The sequence below is a fragment of the Paraburkholderia sp. GAS448 genome (assembly GCF_050435685.1).
Taxonomy (GTDB): domain Bacteria; phylum Pseudomonadota; class Gammaproteobacteria; order Burkholderiales; family Burkholderiaceae; genus Paraburkholderia.
On sequence record NZ_JBNDKT010000006.1, the window covers coordinates 218,800 to 245,106 of the forward strand.

A 26,307-nucleotide genomic window follows, 5' to 3' on the forward strand; every position below is an offset into this window, starting at 1 on the left:
ACGGTTTCGTGTGGAGTAGGCTTCTATGGGGCGTTGAAAGAAAGCCATGCGGTTGATCATCGAAGCAAGGTTGGTCGACGGAGACAGTGACACGGTCGAGGCGGGCGACGGGGTTCTGGCCATGGTTGAGCGCGCTGACAGCAGTCTTGCCGAACTGGGCCTGACGTTCGCGGAAGGGCGCTCGCTCCCGGCATCGCAAGGGCCTGCCGATCAGCAGCAGCATCGCAGAGTCCGCGGTGAACCAGGTTGTCGGCTACCGTATGGCCAGGAAGCGACAGATGCGCTGGACTGACGAGGGGGCGCACTGCATGGCGCAGGTCAGGGTTGCGGTTTTGAACGGGGAATTCTCGCCGCGTTGCCCCTCGGCGCTCAAGATTGCCGACTCGGGTTACGGCAAATGCATCGGCCAGCGTCGGCAGGCGGGCACTCGCCAACGGACAGCACAGACTGCGCCATCATGCTGTGAGTCAGGGAGTCCTGACGAAATCGACCTCCCCAACTTTTGCACGCTCTCCAGTTCAGGAAGGCGGCCGCGTAATCGATCGTCAGCGTTTCGCGGAATCGTCGACGGGCGAGTCCTTGTGGACGATCTCGACGTCGACGGTCCGGCCGTCGTCGCCGAACGCGTGCGCCTGCCGGCGCAGCGCGCGCGTCTTCCACCAGAGATAGCCGACGACGATCGTGCCCACCGCGAACAGCACGGCGAGCAGCACCATCGACAGCATCGCGGCCGCCACGAGCATGATCGCGCTCAGGACGACGGCCAGCAATCGGCCGAACCATCCGGAGCCGCCGATCCGGATCCCTTTTCCGTATTTCACGCGCCGCGGCGGCGGTCTGTCGTTCTGCATCGCTCGTCTCCCGGCCGCCGTCTGGCGAATGCGGGCAGGCGGTCGTCAGTCGTCCGTCGCCTGAAGGTGAACCGCTGTGTGAATGCTCGCGCAATCGGTTCGGTCATGGCTGTCTCCCCGGCATGTTCCGGCAAAGGGCGCGGTCTCGTACACCCACCTGAGAGCCAAGAAGCTGGCTGACAAGCTGGGCTAGTGCTTGGTCATGTCAGACCAACGGTAGACGGCCAGCACGTGCGGTGCCACCTCGATCGTCGCGAAGGTGTCTTCCGGCAGCGGATCACAGGGCACCGGCACGTACTGGTCATTCTCGTCCACGCACAGGTCTGCGTACACGTATTCGCATTTCATCGGGTCTTGAAGAACGACCGCAGCGCGTCAAGCTGTGCGTTGCAGAAATCGATCGCGGTCTGGTAGTCACGCATGGATTGTACCAGTCCGCCGAGGGTACGATCGGTCGGCGGGTCCGGCTCAGCGCATGGCTGGCGAATGCACTTCAAGGCTTCAAGCGCGGCGCGTTCGTCGCCAATCGCGAGGTTTCTGGCCCTGAGAAGGCTGAGCTGGTCGGTGTTGGGGAGATGTAGCTTCAGTGGGGAAAACGGCGTCTCTTGCGCTGCAACCATGTCGGCTAGCTACAAAAGGAAATCCCCCACATGAGTTGCTGGTTTGCACCGGGCCCAGAGGTGCGGGACATATTGCGGTGCATCGTAGCGACAATTTGCTTTGCGCGCGAATTTGCGTCAAAAGCAGAAGAATTTGCGTCAAAAGCAGAAAAGTCGACCCTCAATGCGATTGGTACCGACCTTGGCTAAAATACACAAATTGCGTAAAATGCGTATTTACTAACCGGAGGTCCACATGGCTACGGTAACCGCCACCGATCTCGCCCGCCGCACGAATCAGGTTCTCGATACGTTGGCGCACGGCGAATCGGTAACGATTAAACGCAACAACACGGTGCTTGGCACAATCACGCCCCCCCAGCGGCCGGTGACGGTGCGCGAGGCTTTCGAGCGCATGCAGAAGATCTCGCGCGAGGTCGGCGAGCGCTTCAAGGCCGACGTTCGCGACATGGGTTTCGACGACGAGGTGCGTGACCCGTGGCGGCAGTAATCGTTGATACCTGCGTGTGGATCGACGTCGCGACTGGCTCCATCGATCTCGACGCCGTGTTCCGGCAAGCTGGCTCCGAACTTGCCTATGTTTCTGCGATGACCATCGGCGAACTCGAATACGGCGCTCAGTATCCGAACGACGCAAGGGAGCGCGCACAACGCATGATCGTGCTGCGCCAGGCCGAACAGATGCCCGTGCTCGAAGTTACACGCCGCACCGCTCAATCGTTCGGGCTGCTCGCCACGATGATGAAACAGGCCGGGCGCAATCCCCGCCCGCGCTACAACGACCTGTGGATCGCGTCGCAGGCTCATGAACACGGGTATGCGGTCCTGACAAGCAATCCCGAAGATTTCCGGGTACTCGACGTGATTCAGGTCATCGCCGCGCCGAAGAATTCGCATTGATTGCAGGCGTCGCACGGCTCTTCCCGTCGATACTTTTTTGTACCCGGTGTCGCCGGGTTAACTTGACATAGTTGATTTGAGCGATTTTCGTAGACCGCTTAAAAGTGACGCGCCACGCAAGGGAACTGCTCCGACCCGCGTGCGTAAGTACAGCATCGTCTCCGGGGTTAAAGGGCCGATCGCGTGTGCCCAAAGCTAAAAACCCGGGACCCATCTGGCGTAGCTTATGGCGTAGGTTTCCGACTCGGCACCCGCCAGGCATAACCTCTTCACTACTTCGACGAGAACGAATAGCGTAAAACCGTTACTTTCCGACAGCCTTGTCTATCAAGGCTGTCCGGCCTCAAGCCCCCTTCACCTGCATGCGATTGCGGGAATAAAGCGGCGACCCGGCAGGCTCAACGACACTTATCATACGTGCCGGTGGTGGAGGTGTCGCCGACCTTGAGGTCGTCGAAATAGAGCGTCTGCTGACTCCTGAGCGTGTCCTTTCAAGATGGGGAATGCGGGCCGACCGGCTGGTCGGGCCCGCAGTCCCGCGGGCTTTGCAGCTACTGTAGGGAACGACCCTGGGGGGAGTAAGAGGGTGCCGATGAATGCATCATTTGAGGCTGATCAATCATCGGCACGGCTGCGGCGGCCGCGATTTGCCCGCTCGTCAGCGCGGCGAGGAGCGCGGGCGTAACCTGCTTCACCGTGTCGAGGCGCTGGATTTCTGCCGATACTCGCTCGGCGACTCGCTGGTCCACTGCCGGAATGCGCGCGCGAACGTCTTTTCGCTCGCGAAGCCAATGGACAGCGCAATCTGCTTGATCGAATGCGTGGTGCGGCATAGCTGCTCAATCGCCCGCTCGCGTCGCACCGCATCCTTCAGCGCCTGCAGCGACGTCCCTTCTTCTTCCAGTTGACGATGAAGCGTGCGCACCGACACGTTCAGCGCGCCGGCCAGCGCCGCAGCGGTGTGCGGCCTGCTCGGCCGGGCAATCATCAGCGCACGTGCACGGCTGGCCAGCAGGCGATCGCGGCGGTACTGCAGCACGGTGAGCGGCAGCGCGTGCTGCAGCATCGTGCGGAGCGCACGTTCGTCGCGACGGGGCGGCAACGCAAGGTACTGGGCGGCGAAGCGCATGCATGCGCGGTCCTGGCCGAAGTGCACCGGCCCCGGGAAGATCAGCGAATGGACAGTGCTGTGCGGCGGCCGCTGGAACGGGAAGTCCGTTTCGATCAGCGGAATGCGGGAATCAATCAGCCAGCACGCGTACCCGTGCACGTAGCGCAACACCGTGACGAGGCAGAACTCGCGCAGCGCGCCGAACTGCTGTCTTTCTTCGATCTCGAGGGTGGCAATGTCGTCTGCGACTGTCAGGGTCGGCAGGATGTCGTCGGTGAGCAGCCGATGGTGCCGGCACCAGCGTTTCAGCGCGACGCCAAGGTTCGGCGAAGTCAGCGATGCGCGAGCCAGCAGGCCGTAGCTGCCCCAGGGCAGTCGGCGCGAGAACCAGCCCAGCGCTTCGTCGTCGAGCTGCTGCATCGCGACGCGGCACAGCGCTTCGAATTGCGTCGCTGTCACGCGGGCGCCAGGCTCGCTCAGCAGCGCTGGCGCAATTTGTGCCTCGCGCAGCGCATCCGACGGATCGGCGCCGTATTTCTCGTAGCCGAGCAGCACGGCATTCACGAATGCGATTGGGGTCGCGGCGCGATCGATCCGCGGCGCGCGTCGGGAAGAGGCGGCGGGCATGGCGCTGTCGGGGCTGGCGCAAGTTGGCACGATAGGCTACCACAACGGCAGAACATGCGCGCCGCACTCGCCTAAGCTGACACCCGTGGATCGCTCGTAGATCGAAGTGACATGAGGAGACTAGCCATGAGCCAACCAGTCGGTTCGCCGCCGGGTATCGCGCCGCGAGACAACCTGTCGCACGTGCGGGGATCGACGGAATCGCCGTTGTCGACCGCCACCATCGCCGCGCTGCTGGCCGATACCGTCTCCCGCTTCGCCGATCGGCCCGCGGTCGTGTTCCGCGAACAGAACGTGCGCTGGACCTGGGCCGAGTTCGGCGCGGAAGTCGATCGCCTGGCCGCGGGGCTCGCGTCGCTCGGTCTGCGGCGGGGCGACCGGCTCGGCATCTGGTCGCCGAACCGCGTCGAGTGGCTCGTCACGCAGTTCGCGACCGCCCGCATCGGCGTGATCCTGGTCAATATCAATCCGGCCTATCGCTTGCAGGAACTGGAATATGCGCTCAATGCGTCGGGCTGCCGCGCGATCGTCTCTGCCGAACGGCTGCGCACGTCGCAGTATCTGGAGATGCTGCAGGCGCTGGCCCCGGAGCTGGCCGCGAGCGAACCCGGCAAGCTGGTGGCGGGGCGTCTCCCGGCGCTTGAGTGCGTGATCCGGATGGGCGAAGCGCGCACGCCCGGCATGCTCGGCTACGACGAGGTGGTGTACCGTGGCGCGTCGATGCTGGATCGGCAATCGCTCGACGACATCACGGCGTCGCTCGGCTGCCACGATCCGATCAACATCCAGTTCACCAGCGGCACGACCGGCAATCCGAAGGGCGCGACGCTGACGCATCACAACGTCGTCAACAACGCGCGCTTCGTCGCGCAGGCGATGCGCCTCGACGAGCGGGACGCGCTGTGCATTCCGGTGCCGCTCTATCACTGCTTTGGCATGGTGATGTCGGTGCTGGCCTGCGTGTCGACCGGCGCGAAGATGGTGTTCCCCGGCGAGGTGTTCGACCCGTCGGCGACGCTCGCGGCGGTGTCGGACGAGAAGTGCACCGCGCTGCACGGTGTGCCGACGATGTTCATCACCGAGCTCGATGTGCCCGAATTCGCGCAGTACGACCTGTCGACGTTGCGCACCGGCATCATGGCTGGCGCGCCGTGCCCGATCGAGACGATGAAGCGCGTCGTGTCGCAGATGAACATGCGCGAGGTGACGATCGCCTACGGGATGACCGAGACCTCGCCGGTGTCGTTTCAGAGCAGCACCGACGACCCGCTCGACAGGCGCGTGGCGACGGTCGGCCGTGTGCAGCCGCACCTCGAGGTAAAGATCGTCGACGTCGACGGCAGCGTGGTGCCGATCGGCGAGAAGGGCGAGCTCTGCACCCGGGGGTATTCGGTGATGCCCGGCTACTGGGGCGACCAAAAGCGCACCCAGGAAGCCGTGCGCGACGGCTGGATGCACACCGGCGACCTCGCGACGCTCGACGTTGACGGCTACTGCAACATCGTCGGCCGGGTGAAGGACATGCTGATCCGCGGCGGCGAGAACGTGTACCCGCGGGAGATCGAGGAGTTCCTGTTCCGCCATCCGAAGGTGCAGGCAGTGCAGGTGTTCGGCGTGCCCGATTCGAAGTACGGCGAGGAGATCTGCGCCTGGATCATCCTGAAGGCGGGCGAGCAGGCCACCGATGACGAGATCCGCGACTTCTGCGGCGGTCAGATCGCGCATTACAAGATTCCGCGCTACATCCGCTTCGTCGACGAGATGCCGATGACGGTCACCGGCAAGGTCCAGAAGTTCGCGATGCGCGAGCGGATGATCGAGGAGCTCAGCCACGTGCGGGACCGCACGAACTGATGGCGGCCGCCGGCGCGTTGCGTCCCGTCGGCATCTGATTTTCAGGCGCGCGGCGTGCGCCAGGCGCGTCAATCTTCATCGACAGGAGACTTTGGCGATGTGCTCTCTTGACACGTTGTTCGCGAACAACCGCGCGTGGGCGAATCAGCGCGTCGCCGATGATGCTGACTTCTTCACCCGGCTCGCGGCGCAGCAGTCGCCGCGCTATCTGTGGATCGGCTGCTCCGACAGCCGCGTACCCGCAAACGAGATTCTCGGGCTGGCACCCGGCGAGGTATTCGTGCACAGGAACATCGCCAACGTCGTCGTGCATTCGGACCTGAACTGCCTGTCGGTGCTGCAGTACGCGGTCGAGACGCTGAAGGTCGAGCACGTGATGGTCGTCGGCCACTACGGCTGCGGTGGCGTTCAGGCGGTCGCCGAGCACCGCTCGACCGGACTGGCCGACAACTGGCTGCGTCACATCGAGGACATCGCGAACAGGCACGAGGCGCGGCTCGACGGCTGCGACGACGCGGAGCGCAGCCGGCGGCTGGTCGAGCTGAACGTCATCGAGCAGGTCGCGAACGTGTGCCGCACGACGATCCTGCGGCGCGCGTGGTATCGCGGCCAGCGCGTCGAGGTGCACGGGCTCGTCTACGGCCTGGCCGACGGGCTGCTGCGGCGGGTCGGCGTGAGCGTCAGCGGTGGGCAATCATGGGACGAGCGCTATCGCGCTTCCCTGCAGAGCCTGAGCTGAAACTTCTACTCAAGGAACCAGGGAACGGGACATGCAGGTCGCCGACGGGGCCGGGTTGCTGGATTTCGAAGGAGTCGAGTGATGGAACAGGTGCGCATTGTCGAAGTCGGTCCGCGTGACGGGCTGCAGAACGAGAAGCAGAACGTATCGACCGCGACCAAGCTGGAGCTGATCGAGCGTCTGGCCGCGGCGGGCCTGCGCGATATCGAGGTCACGTCGTTCGTGTCGCCGAAGTGGGTCCCGCAGATGGCGGACCAGGCCGACGTGATGCGCGGCTTGCGCCGCCGGCCCGGTGTGAACTATCCGGTGCTGACGCCGAACCTGAAGGGCTTCGAGGCCGCGGTGGCCGAAGGCGCGACCGAGGTGGCCGTGTTCGCGTCCGCGTCGGAAGGGTTCTCGCAGAAGAACATCAACTGCTCGATCGACGAGTCGATCGACCGCTTCGTGCCCGTGCTCGACGCCGCGAAACGCCAGGGCGTGAAGGTCCGGGGCTACGTGTCGTGCGTGATCGCGTGTCCGTATGACGGCGCGATTGCGCCGCAGCAGGTCGCGCACGTGTCGGCACGCCTTCATGAGCTCGGCTGCTACGAGGTGTCGCTCGGCGACACGATCGGCGTCGGCACGCCGGGCTCGGTGCTGCCCATGCTCGAAGCCGTCGCGGCGCGGGTGCCCGTCGGCGCGCTGGCCGGGCATTACCACGATACGTACGGGATGGCGGCAGCCAACGTTCACGCGTCGTACGACTTCGGGCTCCGGGTGTTCGACAGCTCAGTCGCCGGGCTGGGCGGCTGTCCGTATGCGAAGGGGGCGACGGGCAACGTCGCGACCGAGGACGTCGTGTACCTGCTGCACGGACTCGGCGCCAGCACCGGCGTCGATCTCGATGCGCTGGTGGATTGCGGCGCGTGGATCTCGGCGCAACTCGGCCGCGACAACGGGTCGCGAGTGGGTCGGGCCGTCCTCGGCAGGCGTTCGTGATCCGGCTCGATGCCGTTGCCTTGCACGTCGTTCCGGGCCGGCTTTCCTTAACTGGAGTGACTGCATGAACACCGTCGCCACCATTCCTTTGTCGGCCCTGACGAAGCCTGCCGCGCAGCCGGATGCGCGATGGCGCGTCGAAGACGTCGACGCGCTGTTTGCGTTGCCGCTGATGGATCTGCTGCATCGCGCGCAGCAGGCGCACCGCGAGCATTTCGATCCGAACCAGATCCAGTTGTCGACGCTGCTGTCGATCAAGACTGGCGGTTGCGCGGAGGACTGCGGCTACTGTCCGCAGTCCGCGCATTTCGATACCGGCGTGAAAGCGGGCAAGCTGATGCCGGTCGCGGAAGTCGTCGAGGCCGCGCGGATTGCGAAGGACCAGGGGGCGACGCGCTTCTGCATGGGCGCCGCATGGCGCAGTCCGAAGCCGCGAGACATGGAGGCCGTGGCCGAAATGGTCCGGCAGGTGAAGGCGCTCGGACTGGAAACCTGCATGACGCTCGGCATGCTCGATGCGGAGCAGGCCGGCGCGTTGAAAGACGCCGGCCTCGACTACTACAACCACAACCTCGACACGTCGCCCGAATACTATGGCCGCATCGTCGGTACGCGGACCTACCAGGACCGTCTCGACACGCTGGCCCGCGTGCGAGGCGCCGGTATCCACGTGTGTTGCGGCGGGATCGTCGGCATGGGAGAAGGGCGCCCGCAGCGGGCGGGCCTGATCGCGCAGCTCGCGAATCTCGACCCGTACCCGGAGTCCGTACCGATCAACCATCTGGTGCAGGTCGAGGGCACGCCGCTCGCCGGTACCGAGCCGCTCGATCCGCTCGAATTCGTGCGGACCATTGCGGTCGCGCGCATCGCGATGCCGCGCGCGATGGTGCGGCTCTCTGCGGGGCGGGAGCAGATGGACGACGCGCTCCAGACCTTGTGCTTTCTCGCGGGCGCGAACTCGATCTTTTATGGCGACAGGCTGCTGACTACGAGCAATCCGCAGGCCGCGCGGGATCGTGCGCTGTTCGACCGATTGGGCCTGCGCGTCCAGCGCGAAGGTGAGGAAGAGCGCGCAGCCTTTGCCGATCGGGGAGGCGTCGCGGCCCGGACGTCCGATGCTCGACGATGACTTTCTGGAGAACCCCGAGTTCTCTCCCGTTGCTCGAGAAAATCATCTGCCAGGGATAGCTATGGATTAACCACGCAGATGATCCCCGTTCGTCAACTTGACACCCACTAGTCGATTCAAATCCCCGGTTACCGACCCAGCAATCTCGCGGCGTTCTCGCCGTACACCTTGTTCATCTCAATACCGGGAATCTCGATGTCGTCGAGTACGGCGCCGAACTGCCGGATCGCGGTAGTCGGTGCGAACGGAAAGTCCGTTCCGAACAGGATGTGGTCAGGCGTTGTAATTTGCGCGAGCGCGCTCAATGGCGCCGCTCCTCCCGAAAGGGCCGTGTCGAAATACAGGGATCTGACCGCCTCAAGCGGGTCACCCACGCGCTCGATTGCCCCAGGCATCATCGAAATGGAGAGAGCAAGACGGGGTACGAGGAAGGGCAACGTCCCCCCGGCATGGGACAGAATGAACCGCACATTCTTGAATCGGGTTACCGCACCCGAAATAATCAGGCTCGCCGCAGTGCGCGTCGTCTCGAACGGATATTCCAGCACAGACGCCGGAGCGACGCGCGGTATCTCGTGAGGCGGTTGATTCGGGTGAACGAAAACGACGGCGCCACGACGATCGAGTTCCTCCAGCAGCGGGGTGAAATGAGGATCCCCCAGATACATGCCGTCGTAGTTCGTGAAGAGAATGAATCCGTCGACCTTCAGTTCGTCGAGGGCATAACTCACCTCGCGCAAGGCTGCGTCGATGTGTGGCAGCGGCAAGCTGGCAAAGGAACCGAACCGCCCGGGATGCCGTGCCCTGAGGTCAGCTGCATAGTCATTGCATTTCCGGAGCAACGCCGCCGCATCCGGAATCTTCGGGCCCGCCGAGATGGACAGAATGCCCTCGTCAATGCCATTTTCATCCATCATCGCGAGGGCCGCCTCTACGGACCAGGTTGGGGCAATCCCAGTCGGCATGGCGGCGTTCAGTATGTCGAGACCTACAGCGTCCACATACAGCTTGGGAAGGAAATGTTGGTGGGTGTCTATCTTTTGCGTCGACATGACTATCGTCTCCTGATCTGGATTCCGGACTAGCAGGAGCGCAGGTCGCTCCGCCCATCGCTTCGTTCAATTCCACTATACACTAAATTTTACGAATGAAAAGTATAGTGATGGAAGCTTCTCGACAATTCGACAGTGACGTGTACAGGAACGGTCTTTCACGGTCTTTCGCAAACTGCTTCATTCCAACCCTATACATGTCGGCCTTCTAGCCACTCTCAGGGTTGAGCGGCCGCGATTTCCCCGTTTGTGAGGAGCGTTCCATAGGGGATAGCACTAGCCCAACAAAGCTGTACGACCGGAAAATTACCGAGTAGTCTAATGCTGTACGATCGGTAAAGTTAAAAGAAAATTTGCTTCATTCAGGCACGGCAATGTTCGGATGTATCGTCAGAGGAGACTGAAAATGAAGAGGCTATCGTGCGGCGCCGCTGTGTTATGTGCAGCGTCGGCGTCCGCGTACGCGCAGAGCAGCGTAACCTTGTATGGGATCGTCGATGAAGGCATCACGTACACCAGCAATCAAAAGGGCCACTCAAACTGGCAGCTCCAGAGCGGTGGAGCCTCAGTATCGCGATGGGGATTTCGCGGGGCAGAGGATCTGGGCGGTGGTCTGAAAGCTATCTTTCTTCTGGAGAGTGGCTTTGACCCGTCGACGGGTAACCTCGGCAACAACGGCGCGCTTTTTGGTCGATCGGCGTACGTGGGCATCGCAAGTCCATACGGAACGGTGACGCTTGGACGTCAATACGATGAGATGGCCAATCTGCTGTCAAAAATCGACGCCGGCCTGAACTGGTCGGTTTATCTGGCCCACCTCAACGACGTTGACAATACCGCTGGCGTCAACCGTATTAACAATGCCGTCAGGTACGCCAGCCCCAATATTGCCGGATTCACTGGCGAAGCACTCTATAGCTTTGGCGGAGTAGCGGGGCAGTTCTCCACCAACAGCGTGAAGTCGTTTGGTCTGAGTTACGCCAACGGGCCGCTGTATGCTGCTGCCGCCTATACATACATCAAGAATCCACTCGCCTCTGTGTTCGGCGGCGTCGCCCCGAACGCAATCGCATTCTCAGCGTACGTACCCCATGCGCAAAGCCAGCAAATCTGGGGTACGGGTGCCCAATACAATTTTGGCAGGGCAACGCTCGGACTTCAGTACACCTCCACGCGGTTCGGAGGTGCCTTCGAGGGAGCGGATGTTCGCTTCGATAACTATGAAGCCAATCTGGGCTACCAGATCCGGCCGGACGTTTTTGCTGGCGTCGTGTACATCTACACCCACGGGAAGGTCGACGCAACGGACCAGTCTCCAATCTATCGTGCATATGGTCTCTTTTCAAATTACATCTTGTCTAAACGGACAGACATTTACCTGGTTGCCCAGTTGCAGAAGGCGGGCGGTTCTGCAACGCAATCGCAGATTACAAACATCTCGGCCCCATCGAGTGGAGCGATACAAACCATCGTGCACATTGGGCTCCGTCACAGGTTCTGATCTAACGAGTGCGGTTGACGGCATAGATTGATCAATATATTTCGCATGCCAAATTATAATCTGGATTGAAAACGGGAACTGCTAGTGGCGTGCGGATCGGTGGCGGCGCTGCTTGCGGTTCTCTCCGTTTTCCGGTCGGCACGCAACGGGAAATCACTTGACGCGATGGCCGGGCGGTTTCCAACTGTTACCCGCAACGCCCCGGCTGGGGTGATCATGCATTCCTCAACACTTTGGTGGGTAAAGCGCCAGACGTCGCGCCTGTTCCTGTTGGCGTAGGTAAGACACTGGTGGGCGCCAGGATCATGCGGGTGCCGCGGGGTCTCGCCTGTCTGGAGACGTCGTCTGGCCACAGAAGCCGGGCTCAAGTGCTTTGGCAGAAGAGCCCGCGAAATCAGGCGGCGGTCTTTGAGCGACCCGACACGCGCGGCTGCTTCACTGTACCGCTCGAACGCGGTTCGACCGTCGTGGACCGGCTCGGGCGCGTCTCTCGATGAAAGATGAGTTCCTCAACCATTTGCCAGTATGAATCCACCACCTTGGGATCCGATGAGGAAACATTGGCGGTTGCCTGCATCTCCGGACCGAAGCCTGAAAGGGTTGACGTCAGGCTGATCAACAAATAATGGAAGATGATGGGTTCGCATTGGGGCAACGCGCCTTCTTCCTGTGCAGCACGAATCTGTGGCAGCAGCCAGTTAATCAGGGGCTTGAGCACCGTATCTGCGAGCCATTGCAGCCTCGGGCTATAGCTCAGGAATTCCTGAAGCATGAAGCGATGGAACTCCGGATAGTTGACCGTGAATTTAAACAGGGCCTTGTACATCCCTTTCACGTGGTCTGCGGCACTGACAGCGGGCGTCTCCGCCAGATAGGCGTCCCACTCGTGACGAATATGTTCGAAGACGTATTCGGCTACCTCCTGCCAAAGAATGTCTTTCGAACGGTAGTGGTAGGTGATGAGCGGGTGCTGCAATCCGACCCGGTCCGCGATACTGCGTATGCTCGCAGCCTCAAAGCCCTTCGCGGCGAATTCCGAAAGCGCGGCATTCAGGATGGCGGAACGCGTCTCCTGCGCACGTTGCTGCTCCGCACGCCGAAGCTCTGTCGGACGTCCCTTTCTGGCAGTGTTCTTGCTGGAAACTGTACGTTGCACCATATGGTTCTCGAATAGGAATTGAGTTGCCCGACCGCACTTTCGCAGGGGCCTGGCATGACGGTGGCGCTCGATGCCGCTTTCGGCTGCCGGTCTTAAGTGCCGCGCCGTGAGAGCAACCGCAAAAACTGTACGAAAGTATAATACATTGGATCCCGCGTTCTGCTTACTCCTCCGGGCGGCCACGCGCGTGTTTCCCCAACCTCTCTTTGCGGTAAGCCCTCCGCACAGAAGTCGCGCTTTTAAATTGAACAATAGTAAAATATAATGGCGTCGTGGGCGCGGGAAGATCCCGAATGACGCGTTAGGTCCACGTGATGTGTTAAGAAAATGCCGAATTGACGTGCCGACTCAGTGCCGCCTTGGTGGGGCATGCACCTGAACGGATCTCAGTTCCCCCACCAGAACACTGTGAACACGGGCATCGCCAAATGCAGAGAAACATCACCTTGACCTCCCGTGAAGATCTCGCGGTCATCACTTTGGGAAACGAAGCGCAGGCAAACGCGGTCGACCTGGAGTTCTGCACTGATCTATTGAATGCGCTCGCCGACATCGAGGCGCATGGCAGGTACCGCGCGGTCGTTCTGCGATCCACCGGGCGCATATTTTCAGCCGGCGGGAATCTCGTCCAGATTCTCGAAGGGCTGCAAAGATCCGACGGCTTTCTCGAAGCCCTGATCAGTCGGCTCAACGACCTGATTCTGAAGTTGCGGCGATTGCCGATACCTGTGATTGCGAGTGTACAGGGGGCTGCGGCAGGTGCAGGTTTTTCGCTGGTAATGGCGTGCGACCTCGTTGTCGCCTCACATGCGGCTCAATTTGTCGTCGGGTACGGCAAGCTGGGCACCTCGACCGACGGGGGACTTTCCTTCCATCTGGCGCGGCGCTTAGGGTCGGCACGCGCCCTCGAAATTCTGCTGGCGAAGGATTCGCTGAATGCGGAAGAAGCGAGCGCGCTGGGGCTGGTGCAGTCGGTTGTCGATCCAGCTTCGCTGGAAGAAGCGACATTCGCATTGGCGCGGCGTGTAATGGACGTGCCGCCGGCTGCTGTCAGCGAAATGAAAGAACTCGTCGGCAAGGCATCGGAGTATGGGCTCGCACAACATCTCGAGGACGAAAAGCAGGCGTTTTTGAGGTGTGCCTCGACGGAAGCATTCAGTCAGCGAGTCGCCGGATTCGTCGGGCGATCGAATTCACAAAGAAAATCGCCGACCTGAATTCTTCGGGAGCAAGGGATTGACCACCAGGCCAATTCCCAATACACGCCGCTTTTTCGAGAAATGACTTTGCCAGGGTCGTACTGTCTGGCGCGCTTGGGGTGCGCTGCCTGAATACCATCACCGCGTACCTTCACCGCGCAGATGAAATGCATGTCTGCATCCCCCACCGGTATCGCAACTGCCGGGCTTCTTCACTCATCCCCTTGACCATTCCAGGCACGCCCGGAGCGGCGGCAGTCCGTCCGTAAGACCGCGCCCCATAGGGATAGTCCCAGTCTCACAATCCTGTACGAGCGGAAAGCTTTTAACTAGAATAAACCTGCACGATCGGAAAATATAAAGTTCGGCGACGCGAGCGCAGATGACGTATGTCACAAGTACGTCAGTGGCGCTTCGTGGTGACCTGAGGCGACGACGTCAGTTTCACTCTGGCCGCCTTCGGGAGAGTGAATCCGACGTACATGTTTGATACGACACTGAAGATTCACTTCAGCTTCCTACCGCAATGAAGCGGGTCCGAAGACCCTGCCTCGCACGCTACAAGGACAAGTAATGGAACGCAGAGACTACGTTCATCGCGACATACGCGGATTCTTCAATGATCTTCCGATAGGGAAGAAACAGTGGGTGGTGTTTATCCTTTGCTTTGCGGCGACCACGACCGAGGGATTCGATACGATTGTCATGGCGTTCATCGCACCTGCCGTCAGTCACGAGTGGCACCTTCCTCCCGCAGCCCTCGCGCCATTGGTTGCGATTGGGTTGTTTGGGCTGCTGGTCGGGTCAATCCTCGGCGGAGCGATGGCCGATCGGGTAGGGCGTAAGGTGGTGACCATCGCGGCAATCGCATGGTTTGGTATTGCGGCGATCGCATCCAGCGAGGCGCAATCGGTAGTGCAACTCGTTTTGTTTCGTTTTGTCACCGGTCTCGGCATTGGCGCCGCCATGCCTGCAACTTCAGCGTTTGCTGCTGAATATAGCCCCGATCGTTCGCGCGCCGCGATGCTCGCCACAATCATGTGTGGAATTCTGTTCGGCTCTGCGGCCGCTGGCTTTGTCACCTCTTTCGGAATAGGTGTGTTGGGCTGGAGAGGAATGCTGGCTTTGAGTGGCGTCCTGCCGCTCTGCGTCGCGAGTCTATTCGTCTGGCAAGTACCCGAATCGCCGCTCTACCTGGTGGCGAGCCGTAAGTCTAACGAAGCTGTCCAGCGGGTCTTGACCAGAGTCTTCCCGGCGGTTGACTGTTCCGGTTTTCATTTCGTCATCCGGGCGCCACGCGGTTCGAAGAAAGGAAGCCTGGCGCTCGTAGGAAAGGATTATCGGCTCGGCACCGTGCTCACCTGGATTACGGAATTTGCCGGGTATCTGGTCTTCTTTCTCGTTGGATACTGGTTGCCGACACATTTGAAGCAGAGCGGCCTGTCGATGCATGAAGCTTCCCAGGTGTCGTCGATGTTCCAGTTCGGCGCGCTTACCGGCGCGGTACTCTTCGTGTTCGTGGTGCGCCGCATCAACATTGCCACGGTCATTTGCAGCTCCTTCGCCGTAGGGGCGTTGCTCGTCGTCGTACTAGGCCTGTCCGAAGCGACATCATGGCTCGCGGGAATCATCTTCCTGGCCGGATTGGCGACCGGCGGCCCGCTAACCTGCATTAACACCATTCCGGGCATCTTCTATCCAACGGCGCTTCGTGCATCCGGTGCAGGATGGACAGTTGCAGTCGGGCGGGTTGGTTCAATCATTGGCTCATCGCTGATTGGCCTGATAGTCATTTCGGGCTACCCCTTTGTGCTCGTATGCGCTGTGTTGTCGATACCGCTCGTGATAGCCAGCGTCTGCATGGCGTTGATGGCGCGTATTCTCGCGGCGCAGCGCCGGCTGGAAAGCGAACATCTCGAAGCGATCAGTCCGGCGCCGCCTGACAGCGCGCTGCCAGACATCCCCGTGCATTGATGATGCTGAATCCCCGGCGCACCCATAATCCGGCGCGCCGGGTTGCCAATACCGCGTCATAAGGAAGACGTAGCAGCAACGACACGAGCATTGCCAACTCTGTGCTCGAGTTCCTGCTTACAGCCGTTGTTCGCCTTGCATACTTTACGAACGTGAAGTATAGTGGTTTGCAGAAGTCGTATTGTCGTGGGACATCGCCGAAGGGCAGGCGCGAAGTCCGACTTCCAAATATCTGGGCCGCGTTCGAATTCGTCAGCGGCCGCCTGTTGAAGTCGAACGTACCGATGTATCTGGAGGAGACATGATTGAAGAACGTGACGTCTACGTAACGATGCAGGATGGCACTCGTCTTGCCGTCGACGTCTATCGACCCGAGGGGAGCGGGAAGTATCCGGTGCTCTACGCTTCCGCTTTGCATAACAAGGATCTTCAGGGTCCGGACATTGCCGACGTGTTGCCTCCGCAACCCGCGCACGCTCCGCTGTGGTTTGGGCCGGTGGAAGCGGGTGACACCCGGCGCTTTGTGGCGAACGGCTACGTGCACGTGATCGCGCAGCCGCGGGGTTCGGCCAAGTCCGAAGGCCACTATGGCGAAGAAAACACCGACCACTACGACATGATCGAGTGGATCACGCAACAGCCCTGGTCGGACGGGAAAGTCGGAATGGTCGGCATCTCGGGGTTCGCGGGCGAGCAATGGCGCGCGGCCGCACAAGGGCATCCGGCGCTCAAGGCGATCTTTCCCTACGACGCATGCAGCGCCTACGGTGGCATGTTCGGGTTTCGCGATTTCAATCCTGGCGGCGTCATCCATACGTTCCCGTATCTGCTTGACGTTTTCAGCACGGTGCATGAGTCGCGCAATGTGCCCGGACCGCTGCCGGATGAGCAGGAAGCGCTCTGGCGCGAGGCCATGCGCAATCCCGACTACAAGATGTACATCAACCTCTACAACATTCTGACGCAGAAGGGTCAGCGTACGTGGGTGATGTACCACATCATGACGAACCCCTGGGAGCCAGACGGGACCGTCGAGCGGAGCGAAGAGATCTTCAAGAAGATCAAGGTGCCGTTCTATACGGGCTCCGGTGCCTATGCATACACCTACAAACTGCATTGGCTGGGCGCCCAGCACTATTTCGCCAACGTCAAGCAACCGCGCAAGCTGGTCTTTACCGGTCCGGCCCACCTGGAACGCCCGTTCCACCAGTACCACGACGAAGTCATCCGCTGGTACGACTACTGGCTCAAGGGTGTCGACACCGGCATCATGGACGAGCCCCCGGTCCGTTACTGGGTCATGGGCGCCAACGAATGGCGCACGGGCACCGACTGGCCTCTGCCCGAGACGCAATGGGCGAAGTATTACCTTGGTGGCTGGGAGCGACTTTCCACGGAAGAGCCGCGACCCGCGGCGGAAGTGGGCAATGCGTTGCGCGAGCCGGACGTCTTCACCCAGATGCCGCTCAAGAAGACAAGCAAGGTCGAGCGCCTGCGCTATATGACGGATCCGCTTGCGCACGATGTCCTGGTGGCCGGTCCAATCTCGCTCACGCTCTATGCCGAGATCGACCAGCCGGACACGAACTGGATCGTCGTGCTCAAGGACGTGGGCCCGGACGTGTCGGTCGTTACCGCGCGCGTCGGCGAACGCAACGTTCCCGATACTTTGCCCGAACGTGAGCTGACTCGCGGTTGGTTGAAGGCGTCGTACAGGGCATTGGATACGGACCGCTCCACGCCTGGGGAACCGTTCCACAAGCTGACGAAGGATTCAATCGAGCCTGTTACTCCGGGCGAGATCGTCAAGTACGAGATCCAGGTGTTGGCGACAGCCAACCAGTTCAAGGCTGGCCATCGCATCTGCGTCGAGATTTGCAGTCTTGACGTGCCGACCGGAACCGGCGCGATGACCGACGTCGAATACATTCCGTATCACGTAGGCAGCAGCAATACGGTGACTCACAAGATTTACCGCGACGCTGACCGGCCATCACATTTGCTGCTCCCCATCATTCCGCTGAATGATGCGACGTCCTGAATTACAGAACCTTGAAGGGCGTCATGCGCGCCCGGTGAATTTGACCGACAACATGAGGTTAGCAAATGAAGAGCATTCGTTTTGAGCGTCGCGGGAAGGAAGGGCATATCGTGCTGGCGAATCCGCCCTACAACCGGCTTGACGCGCGTTTTGCCCAATGCCTCCGGGACGCGGTTCACGAGGCGAGCGAAAGCGATATCCGGGTTCTCGTCGTTCGTGCAGAAGGGCCGCATTTCAGTCTCGGCGGCGAGGTTCGCGAATGGCCGGGCAAGGACCTGAACTGGTTCCGCACGTTCGTCGCGGAGGTCAATACGTCGTATCGCGCCATCGAGGCCTTGCGTGTGCCGACCGTGGCGGTCGTGCAGGGGCTGGCATTCGGTGGCGGACTGGAGCTCGCTCTCGCCTGCGATTTCATCGTGGCCGCGTCGAATGCCGTGTTCAGATGCGTCGAGGTCACCACCGCCATGCTGCCCATCGCGGGTGCACTGCAGCGGCTGGCCGAGCGCGTGGGGCGTAGCCGTGCTTCGCGTTTTGCCATGCTGGGCGAACCGATTCCGGGAAGCCTTGCCGGGGAGCTTGGGATTGCCACACACGTGGCAGAACCGGATCAGCTCGAAAGCGTCGCCCAGGCACTGGTGACGCGGCTCGCGGACGGCCCGACGCTGTCGTTTGCGGCGACGCGCACCCTGCTCAAGACGTGGTCGAGTGGCGGTGTGGCAGGTGCAGATGTAGCACTGCTCGATATCACGATGGGCTTGTACGTCACGGAAGACGCCACCCGCGGCTTCGCCAACACGGCCGAAGCGTTCGACCGCGACGAGGAGCCTGGCGATCTGGTGTTTTACGGCAAATAGCGCGGCGGCGGTTACAGCAGACGTATGACCCTGGTTCAGCGCACACCTGAACCGGGATTCACAGCAGCGTTGGAGAATGGATTTATGCAAACCTTACCCGGTCCCCTTGCGCTTATCGCACCTGCCGACGGCATTGCCTATGTGCGCGGTGCCGCGAATGTTCCGTTGACCGAAGCCACAATCGGCGAGTTTCTGAGGGATACGGCGCTACGTTTTCCGGACCGGCCAGCCGTGGTGTTCCGCGACCAGGGCGTGCGCTGGACATGGAGAGAATTTGACGAGCGGGTCGATCGGCTTGCCGCGGGTCTGTTGTCCCTGGGCATAGCAAAGGGTGACCGCGTCGGCATCTGGTCGCCCAATCGATTCGAATGGCTGCTCACGCAGTTCGCCACGGCACGTATCGGGGCAGTGCTGGTCAACATCAACCCCGCCTACCGGGTCTCCGAACTCGAGTATGCCTTGCGCAAGGTGGGGTGCAAAGCGCTCGTGACGGCCGAGCAATTCAAGAAATCGAACTACATCTCGATGCTGCTCGACATAGCGCCGGAACTTGCGACGCAGCGTGCCGGCGAGCTGCAATGTGCGCGCCTGCCAGAGCTTCGCACCGTGATATCTGTCGGGGAACCCGGCGTACAAGGGATACTGCCGTTTTCTGCTGTGATGCTGGAGGGCGAGGCGATGCTTCGCGCCGAAGGACCAACGACGGTGGTGCTGTCTGCTCACGACCCAATCAATATCCAGTTCACGAGCGGCACGACGGGAAACCCGAAGGGAGCCACGCTGACGCATCGAAACATCGTCAATAACGGGCGCTTCGTTGCGATGGCGATGAATTTTTCCGAAGTTGATTCGCTCTGCATCCCCGTTCCGCTTTACCACTGCTTTGGGATGGTGCTCGGCGTGCTGGCGTGCGTATCGGTCGGCGCGCAGATGGTCTTCCCGGGCGAAGGGTTCGATGCGGGCGCGACCCTCGCGGCGATCGCTGAAGAACGCTGTACGGCGCTTCACGGGGTGCCGACGATGTTCATCGCAGAACTCGAACATCCGGAATTCTCGACGTTCGACCTGAGCAGTTTGCGCACGGGCATCATGGCGGGTTCACCGTGTCCGGTAGAGACCATGAATCAGGTGGTCGCGAAGATGCACATGCGCGAGGTCACCATTGGGTATGGAATGACGGAGACCAGCCCGATATCGTTTCAGAGCTCAACGACAGACCCGCTCGATAAGCGCACGACCACCGTCGGGCGGATTCAACCTCACCTCGAAGTGAAGATCGTCGATACCTTTGGCAATACGGTTCCCGTTGGTGAAGCTGGAGAACTCTGCACAAAAGGATACTCCGTGATGCTGGGGTACTGGGACGACGACGAAAAGACGCGTGAAAGCATCGTTGGTGGATGGATGCGGACGGGAGACCTTGCAACCATCGACGCCGACGGCTATTGCAATATCGTCGGCCGGCTCAAGGACATGGTGATTCGCGGCGGCGAGAACATTTACCCTCGCGAGATCGAAGAGTACCTCTTCAGGCACCCCAAGATTCAGAATGTGCAGGTGTTCGGCGTGCCAGACGAGAAGAATGGCGAGGAACTATGTGCGTGGATCGTGCTTCGGCAAGGAGAGTATGTGACCGAGGAAGACATCCGGGAGTTTTGCCAGGGACAAATCGCGCACTACAAGATACCCAGGTATGTTCGCTTCGTCGACGATATGCCGTTGACCGTTACAGGGAAGGTTCAGAAATTCGTGATGCGAGAGGAGATGATTCGATTGATGAGTTTGAGCGAGAAAAAGACAGCGTGAGAGGGATGTGAAAGCCGGCTTGGCAAGCAGAACGCGCAATACCAGCTCTCTATTTAATTAGTCATCCACATCAAATATCCGAACGCACTGGGTGACAGGATTTGATATCAGGAGAAGTCGTCATGGCAGAAATTACTACAGATGTGCTTATCGTGGGAACCGGGCCCGCAGGCTCCGCTTGTGCAGCGCTGCTTTCCACCTACGGTGTCGAGAACATGGTCGTCAACATGTACCGCTGGCTGGCCAACACGCCGCGGGCGCATATCACGAACCAGCGAACGATGGAGGTCCTGCGTGACCTCGGAAAGGAAGTAGAGCAGGAGGCTTACCTGCACGCGACCAGTGATGATCTCATGGGCGGAACGGTATTCTGCGAAAGTCTGACGGGCGAGGAAATCGGCCGCGCGCCGAGCTGGGGCTTGCATCCCACGTCGCGAGGGGAGCGCCGCCTGGCGAGCCCGACCAAAATGAACGATTTGCCGCAGACGTTCATGGAGCCGCTGTTGTTCAAGACGGCTTGCTCGCGCGGCACTGAGGCGCGGATGAGCACGGAATACGTGAGCCACACGCAGACGGACGACGGCGTGATCACGGTATGCCGTGACCGGTTGAGCGGTGAGGAGTTCACGGTCAAATCAAAGTATCTGGTCGGCGCAGACGGCGGGAACTCCCAGGTCGCGAAGAATGCGGGGCTGCCTTTCGAAGGGAAGATGGGTGTGCGCGGCTCGATGAACATCTGGTTCCGCGCCGATCTCACGGAGCTTGTCGCGCATCGGCCCGCGGTGCTTTACCCGATCATGCAACCGGGTGCGGAAGTCGGCGGCATCGGAATGGGTCTGATCCGGATGGTGCGGCCGTGGAATGAGTGGTTGATCGTCTGGGGCTATGACATCAACGACCCGGCTCCGGTCATCGACGAAGCCAAGGCCACGGAGATCGCGCGTCAGCTGGTCGGCAAACCGGATCTCGAGATCAAGCTGCTGGGGGCGAATACGTGGACGGTCAACAACATGTACGCCACGCGCATGCAGGACGGGCGGGTTTTCTGCATGGGAGACGCCACTCACCGGCACCCGCCATCGGGCGGTCTGGGTTCCAACACTTCCATTCAGGATGCGTTCAATCTCGCCTGGAAACTCGCCGCCGTGATCAACGGGAAAGCGGGTGAAGCGCTTCTCGATAGCTATACGTTGGAGCGCGCCCCAGTCGCAAAGCAGATCGTCACGCGCGCCAATCAGTCGATTGCGGAATTCGCGCCGCTTTATGAGGCGCTTGGAATTGCGGAAACGACGGATGGGAAGGTCATGCAGGCCAACATGCATGCTCGCAGCCTGTCGACTGCGGCTGCTGAAAAGCAGCGAGAGGAAATTCGCGAAGCGTTGGCGTTCAAGAAATATGAACTGGACGCCCACGGGGTCGAAATGAATCAACGCTACCGCTCCGGCGCGATTGTGACCGACGGTCAGAAGGAACCGGCCTTCGAGCGCGATTCAGAGCTGTATTACCAGCCGACGACGTGGCCAGGCGCTCGCTTGCCCCACGCCTGGGTGTTCGACAAACAGGGACGGCAGCACTCGACGCTTGACCTCGCTGGGCATGGACGGTTCACTGTCTTCACCGGACTCGGAGGTGAGGCATGGGTTGAGGCCGCTGCACAGGTCGGCGAGGGACTTGGCGTCGAAATCGATGTGCGCGTCATTGGCCCGCGACAGTCGTATGCGGATCATGCCGGCGAGTGGGCGAGCGTGAAGGGGATCAGCGACTTCGGCTGTCTGCTGATCCGCCCGGACCACCACGTGGCCTGGCGCAGCTTTGAAGGGGTGGCTGATCCGGCTGCCGAACTTCGCCGCGTCATGCAGACCGTACTCGCAAAATAGGCGCTGCCGGCCGCGTCTTACCCCACGGCGTTCGCGCCGTGTAAGGGGTAAGACGCGCAATAGAAGGAGAGAACGGTGAAGGAGTGGATACCGCGGACACCAGGTGGGACCGATGGTTTTCCCCAGCGGGTGCGTCATGATGAAACAAAACTCTACCGCTAAAAATTCCGTCCGGACGCGCCAGGCGGCGGAGCTGAAGCGTGCTGGGCAGCAGAGGGCCCAGGAAACCCGTTCGGCAATTCTGGACGCCGCGTTGCTTGAATTCGCCTCCAGGCGTTTCGATGCTGCAAGCATTCGCAGCATTGCAGACCGGATTGGTGTGCAGCATCCGCTCATCACATACCATTTCCGATCCAAGGAGATTCTGTGGCAGGCCGTTGCCGAATACGTATTCGAGCGTGTCCGCAGTGAACGCGATGCCAATCTGTCGGGCTCGGATTCGGCAAGTGCAGTCGAACGTGTCAAACTGGCCTATCGGGCGCTATTCCGCTTCAGTGTGGAGTACCCTGAGTTTCATCGCTTCATGCTTCAGGAAGAGCTAGGCTACAGTTCAAGGCTGCAATGGATCGCGGATACGATTCTCAAACCACTGATTGCGTGGCTCCTGCCGCAGATTCGCGCCGCTCAAGACGAGCATGCTTTGCCGAAGGTCGAGCCTATCATTTTTCACTATATGTTAGTCAGTCTGACGTCGACGCTATCGGGCTTTGGCCCTGAAATCTCGGCGACGAGCCATCTCTCTCCGTCCGACCCGGCGTTGGTCGATGCATGCTGGCGCACAATCGAGCAGCTCGTCTTTAAGACATCACAGGCGTCCACGGCGCCGGCGGGCGTGTGAATACTTTGGAGTTCACGGCTTTGGCGCACTCCCTTCGAATGCGCGCTGAAGCAAGGCACGAATCGCATTGCGTTCCAGCGGCCGGGGATTCCAGTACGCATTGCTGCACGCGAGGTCGGCGGCGTGGTCCAACTGGTCTTCGCGCATGCCGATGTCTTTCAACGCGATGGGCGCGCCGTTTGCACGCGCGAGCTCGAATAGACCCTGTGCCGCGCTCTCATGTCCTACTGCTCTCGCGACGCGTTTCATGGCGTCGGGCGCAGCCTCGGCGTTGTAAGCCAGTGCATGCGGCAGTACGATCGTATGAGTCGGGGCATGCGGCAGATCGAAGCTGCCGCCAAGCGTATGGCAGAGCTTGTGATGCAGGGCCATACCGACGCTTCCGAGAACGGCGCCGCATAGCCAGGAACCGTACAGGGCGTCGGCGCGTGCAGACGGGTCGTCCGGATTGGCGACGATATCGGGCAGGCTGCGCGCGAGCGCTGTGATGCCTTCTTCCGCCATCAGGCTCGTAAGCGGATTCGCGTCACGCGAATATAAGCCTTCTGCCGCGTGCGCAATAGCGTTGATCCCGCTTGTTACCGACATGCCAACGGGCAGGGTGAGTGTCAGGTCTGGGTCGTAGATCACGGTTTTGGGCATGACGCGAATATCGGTTCCAGTCCGCTTCAGGCCTGTGTCCGTCAGCCCGTATATCGGTGTCATTTCGCTGCCGGCATAAGTGGTGGGCACGGCGAGAATGGGCAGGCTCGACTCGAGCGCGATCGCTTTGGCAAGCCCAATTGCTGACCCGCCACCGGCAGCGATGATGCAATCGGCGCCCAACGAGGCCGCGACCGTTCGTGCTTCGACAGCCAGTTCGAGTGGCACGTGCATGGCGGCGCGATCGAAAAGACCCGCTGAGTGGCTTCCCAGCTGCTCCGCCACCGATGCGCCGAGCGCGTGCTGTTCCGGACTGCAGAGAACCAACGCGCGCTGTGCGCCGAGCGCCAGCAGTTCGCGCTTTAGATGCACGCGTGATCCATTGCCAAATACGACACGCGTTGCGCGACCGTTATAGACAAAGTCGGAGAGGGGCACGGTGGACCTCGTGGAAGGAGGGGATTTGCTGTTGACGGGCTCGTCGAGAGCCCTTGGTCAAGACCAGGCTTTCAGGCGCGGGGCAACTTGAAACGCCGGATCACGATGCGTGGCCGACAGGATTCAGAACGAACCCATAGTCGAGCGTGTAAAACGGCGTGTCCATCGACGTACCGTCCGGTGCCACGCCTGGCGGGTGCTCAATCCAGTCAGCCACCAGGGTCGAGCGCACGCCGAACACGGCGTCCGAGTCGAGGTACTTGTCCCCGTTACGGAAGATATGCGTGATCAGAGGCTCGTACCCGGCCGCGTTGATCCAGAAATGCAGGTGTGCGGGCCGCCAGGGATGTCGTCCGAGCGCTTCGAGCATTCGCCCAACCGGGCCGTCATGAGGAATTGGATACGCCTCGGCGAGGATCGAGCGAAAGTGAAAGCGTCCATCAGCAAGCGTGCGCAGGCGACCGCGGCCTTGATGCTTCACTTCGGCTTGCTGCTGGGCAGCATACTGTACGTCGTAGTAGCCATCTTCGTCCGATTGCCAGACTTCGAGCGTCGCATCCGGCACCGCTTCCCCATGAAGGCCGCGAACGTGGCCCGTAACAAAGCACGGCAGGCCTGCTGCGCCATTGGATATGTCTTCGCCGTTCTCATAATCGGGTGCCCCTTCGACAAAGAACGGCCCGAGCACTGTGGTCTCGGTGCATGTGGGAGGCTTACTGTTGTTTTGCGTCGTGGTCAGCATCGACAGGCCGAGGGTGTCCGATAAAAGGATGAACTCCTGGCGTTTGTCATCAGTGATGTGGCCGACTTCGGTAAGGAAATTGATTGCGTACGTCCACTCGCTCTCGGTCAGCTTGACTTCACGTGCGAAGGAATGCAAATGTTGGACGAGACTGATCATGACCGTATGCAGCCTGTCATTCTTGCAGCCAGACATTGCCGCTAGCACTGCTTGCGTGATGGTGTCCTCGCTGATATTGCGCATTACTGTCTCCGGGATTTTGCTTGCTGAGCGCACCACCGAAAGGTGGTCATGTCAGGACTCTAGCGATGTTCCAGAAGAAAAAATATGCGCTATAGTGAAAACAAATTTCCATTGAGTGGAAAAATCATCGTATGGACCGCTATACGCAAATGGAGTTCTTTGCGCTGACAGCCGAACTCGGCAGTCTGTCCAAAGCTGCAGAACGCCTGGGCATTTCGAATGCAGCGGCGAGCCGGATGCTGAGCGCGCTCGAAGATCGTTTAGGAACACGTCTGGTCGAGCGTACTACGCGCCGACTGTGGCTCACGGACGCAGGACGCGAGTATCAACAGCGTTGCGCGTCGATCCTCGCGGAGATCGCGGAAGCCGATACCGCTGTCAGTGATATGGCGCGGCGACCGAGGGGAGTACTGCGTGTAACGAGTTCGGTGTCGTTTGCTGTCTTGCATATTGCCCCGTGGCTGCCGGAATTCAGGCAACGCTATCCTGAACTGTCCGTGCAGATTACGGCGGCGAACCGTTATCCGAATTTCATCGAAGCGGGCATCGATTGCGCAATTCGCACGCGCGAACACGAGGGAGACTCGGGCATAACCGTCCGGCGGCTGGCGCACACGCGCCGCGTGCTGGCCGCGTCGCCGGCGTATCTCGCCAGGCATGGCGTGCCGGAGACGCCCGACGACATTGCAAACCAGAGCGTGCTCGTTTATAGCTACGCAACGAATCCCTTTCTGCTCGAATTCAAGCGAGGCCGGGAGCGGCGCAGCATTGCAATCAACGCGGTGCTGGAGTCGAACGAAGGACAAGTAATCTGCGCAGCGGCGCGGGCCGGGCTGGGAATTGTGATTCAGCCGCTCTACATCGTGCACGACGATATTGTCGCCGGACGACTGGTTCCTTTGCTGGGTGACTGGGAATTGCCACCGCTGACAATCAATCTCGCCTATCAGAGTCGACGAAACCAGCCTGCGAAGATTCGGGTATTTGCCGATGCGTTGACCGAGCACGTCAGGAATCTGGACCTGGAGAATCGCTGGAACGCGGTGCCCCAAAGTGCCCTCGCGGCACGAGCCGCGCAGAGAACCCAGGTTCGCTGATTCCGGATAGCTCAACAGCGTGCCTGGCGGGTTTC

Annotated in this window: 24 protein-coding genes; 16 read left to right on the forward strand and 8 right to left on the reverse strand. The window is 60.7% G+C overall.

Features of this window, described 5'->3' with window-relative positions:
• The first annotated feature begins 46 nt into the window (after positions 1–46).
• Complete coding sequence (locus tag P3T23_RS14495; RefSeq protein WP_429316855.1) at positions 47–292, forward strand: hypothetical protein; 246 nt, start codon at positions 47–49, stop codon at positions 290–292.
• Between the two features lie 253 nt (positions 293–545).
• Here the strand turns inward: P3T23_RS14495 and P3T23_RS14500 are convergent, their stop codons facing one another.
• The 3 genes from P3T23_RS14500 to lysC form a co-directional block, all read right to left on the reverse strand.
• A complete protein-coding gene (locus P3T23_RS14500) occupies positions 546–851 on the reverse strand; it encodes a hypothetical protein (RefSeq protein WP_429316856.1) in 306 nt (101 codons plus the stop codon).
• Positions 852–1,040: 189 nt separating this feature from the next.
• The gene (locus P3T23_RS14505; protein ID WP_429316857.1) at positions 1,041–1,166 is read right to left on the reverse strand and encodes a hypothetical protein; all 126 of its coding nucleotides are present in this window, start codon (positions 1,164–1,166) and stop codon (positions 1,041–1,043) included.
• A 29-nt stretch (positions 1,167–1,195) separates the two neighbouring features.
• Positions 1,196–1,471: an Rz1-like lysis system protein LysC gene (gene lysC, locus P3T23_RS14510; RefSeq protein ID WP_429316858.1), complete on the reverse strand. Its 276-nt coding sequence runs from the start codon at positions 1,469–1,471 to the stop codon at positions 1,196–1,198.
• A gap of 235 nt (positions 1,472–1,706) precedes the next feature.
• Between lysC and P3T23_RS14515 the strand changes: the two genes are divergently transcribed.
• Together P3T23_RS14515 and P3T23_RS14520 are read left to right on the forward strand one after the other, a co-directional pair.
• Positions 1,707–1,961: a type II toxin-antitoxin system Phd/YefM family antitoxin gene (locus tag P3T23_RS14515; RefSeq protein ID WP_429316859.1), complete on the forward strand. Its 255-nt coding sequence runs from the start codon at positions 1,707–1,709 to the stop codon at positions 1,959–1,961.
• Entirely contained in the window at positions 1,949–2,371 is a 423-nt protein-coding gene (locus P3T23_RS14520) for a type II toxin-antitoxin system VapC family toxin (protein ID WP_429316860.1), read from the forward strand. Before P3T23_RS14515 ends, P3T23_RS14520 begins: the two co-directional genes overlap by 13 nt.
• Positions 2,372–3,062: 691 nt before the next feature.
• Here the strand turns inward: P3T23_RS14520 and P3T23_RS14525 are convergent.
• Entirely contained in the window at positions 3,063–4,109 is a 1,047-nt protein-coding gene (locus tag P3T23_RS14525; protein WP_429316861.1) for an AraC family transcriptional regulator, read from the reverse strand.
• Between the two features lie 126 nt (positions 4,110–4,235).
• On the opposite strand from P3T23_RS14525, the gene P3T23_RS14530 reads away from it, so the two are divergent.
• The 4 genes from P3T23_RS14530 to bioB all read left to right on the forward strand — a co-directional run bounded on the left by P3T23_RS14530 (position 4,236) and on the right by bioB (position 8,809).
• Positions 4,236–5,963 carry an AMP-binding protein gene (locus tag P3T23_RS14530; protein WP_429316862.1) on the forward strand — a complete coding sequence of 576 codons (1,728 nt, stop codon included), beginning with the start codon at positions 4,236–4,238 and terminating at the stop codon, positions 5,961–5,963.
• A gap of 97 nt (positions 5,964–6,060) precedes the next feature.
• Positions 6,061–6,702 carry a carbonate dehydratase gene (gene can, locus P3T23_RS14535; RefSeq protein ID WP_429316863.1) on the forward strand — a complete coding sequence of 214 codons (642 nt, stop codon included), beginning with the start codon at positions 6,061–6,063 and terminating at the stop codon, positions 6,700–6,702.
• 81 nt (positions 6,703–6,783) lie between these two features.
• On the forward strand, positions 6,784–7,680 hold the full coding sequence (locus P3T23_RS14540; protein WP_429316864.1) for a hydroxymethylglutaryl-CoA lyase: 897 nt from the start codon (positions 6,784–6,786) through the stop codon (positions 7,678–7,680).
• A gap of 64 nt (positions 7,681–7,744) precedes the next feature.
• The gene (gene bioB / locus P3T23_RS14545) at positions 7,745–8,809 is read left to right on the forward strand and encodes a biotin synthase BioB (protein WP_429316865.1); all 1,065 of its coding nucleotides are present in this window, start codon (positions 7,745–7,747) and stop codon (positions 8,807–8,809) included.
• A 128-nt stretch (positions 8,810–8,937) separates the two neighbouring features.
• Here the strand turns inward: bioB and P3T23_RS14550 are convergent, their stop codons facing one another.
• Positions 8,938–9,861, reverse strand: coding sequence for an amidohydrolase family protein (locus P3T23_RS14550; protein WP_429316866.1), 924 nt, complete (start codon positions 9,859–9,861; stop codon positions 8,938–8,940).
• Between the two features lie 406 nt (positions 9,862–10,267).
• Between P3T23_RS14550 and P3T23_RS14555 the strand changes: the two genes are divergently transcribed.
• Positions 10,268–11,362, forward strand: coding sequence for a porin (locus P3T23_RS14555; RefSeq protein WP_429316867.1), 1,095 nt, complete (start codon positions 10,268–10,270; stop codon positions 11,360–11,362).
• A gap of 394 nt (positions 11,363–11,756) precedes the next feature.
• Here the strand turns inward: P3T23_RS14555 and P3T23_RS14560 are convergent, their stop codons facing one another.
• Positions 11,757–12,704 (reverse strand): TetR/AcrR family transcriptional regulator, encoded by a 948-nt coding sequence (locus tag P3T23_RS14560; protein WP_429316868.1) that lies wholly within the window; start codon positions 12,702–12,704, stop codon positions 11,757–11,759.
• A 179-nt stretch (positions 12,705–12,883) separates the two neighbouring features.
• Between P3T23_RS14560 and P3T23_RS14565 the strand changes: the two genes are divergently transcribed.
• From P3T23_RS14565 to P3T23_RS14595, 7 genes are all read left to right on the forward strand, one after another.
• Positions 12,884–13,738 carry an enoyl-CoA hydratase/isomerase family protein gene (locus P3T23_RS14565; protein ID WP_429316988.1) on the forward strand — a complete coding sequence of 285 codons (855 nt, stop codon included), beginning with the start codon at positions 12,884–12,886 and terminating at the stop codon, positions 13,736–13,738.
• A 555-nt stretch (positions 13,739–14,293) separates the two neighbouring features.
• On the forward strand, positions 14,294–15,694 hold the full coding sequence (locus tag P3T23_RS14570; protein WP_429316869.1) for an MFS transporter: 1,401 nt from the start codon (positions 14,294–14,296) through the stop codon (positions 15,692–15,694).
• A 301-nt stretch (positions 15,695–15,995) separates the two neighbouring features.
• On the forward strand, positions 15,996–17,735 hold the full coding sequence (locus P3T23_RS14575) for a CocE/NonD family hydrolase (RefSeq protein ID WP_429316870.1): 1,740 nt from the start codon (positions 15,996–15,998) through the stop codon (positions 17,733–17,735).
• Positions 17,736–17,800: 65 nt separating this feature from the next.
• Positions 17,801–18,589, forward strand: a complete 789-nt coding sequence (locus P3T23_RS14580; RefSeq protein ID WP_429316871.1) for an enoyl-CoA hydratase/isomerase family protein — start codon at positions 17,801–17,803, stop codon at positions 18,587–18,589.
• An 84-nt stretch (positions 18,590–18,673) separates the two neighbouring features.
• Entirely contained in the window at positions 18,674–20,395 is a 1,722-nt protein-coding gene (locus P3T23_RS14585) for an AMP-binding protein (RefSeq protein WP_429316872.1), read from the forward strand.
• Positions 20,396–20,517: 122 nt separating this feature from the next.
• Positions 20,518–22,272: an FAD-dependent oxidoreductase gene (locus tag P3T23_RS14590; protein WP_429316873.1), complete on the forward strand. Its 1,755-nt coding sequence runs from the start codon at positions 20,518–20,520 to the stop codon at positions 22,270–22,272.
• A gap of 136 nt (positions 22,273–22,408) precedes the next feature.
• A complete protein-coding gene (locus tag P3T23_RS14595) occupies positions 22,409–23,110 on the forward strand; it encodes a TetR/AcrR family transcriptional regulator (RefSeq protein ID WP_429316874.1) in 702 nt (233 codons plus the stop codon).
• Between the two features lie 12 nt (positions 23,111–23,122).
• On the opposite strand, the gene P3T23_RS14600 is transcribed toward P3T23_RS14595, so the two are convergent.
• Both P3T23_RS14600 and P3T23_RS14605 read right to left on the reverse strand, forming a co-directional pair.
• A complete protein-coding gene (locus P3T23_RS14600; protein WP_429316875.1) occupies positions 23,123–24,190 on the reverse strand; it encodes a maleylacetate reductase in 1,068 nt (355 codons plus the stop codon).
• 100 nt (positions 24,191–24,290) lie between these two features.
• Positions 24,291–25,175 carry an intradiol ring-cleavage dioxygenase gene (locus P3T23_RS14605; RefSeq protein ID WP_429316989.1) on the reverse strand — a complete coding sequence of 295 codons (885 nt, stop codon included), beginning with the start codon at positions 25,173–25,175 and terminating at the stop codon, positions 24,291–24,293.
• Positions 25,176–25,306: 131 nt separating this feature from the next.
• Here P3T23_RS14605 and P3T23_RS14610 point away from each other — a divergent pair, with 131 nt between their 5' ends.
• Complete coding sequence (locus P3T23_RS14610) at positions 25,307–26,272, forward strand: LysR family transcriptional regulator (protein WP_429316876.1); 966 nt, start codon at positions 25,307–25,309, stop codon at positions 26,270–26,272.
• Positions 26,273–26,307: the final 35 nt, after the last annotated feature.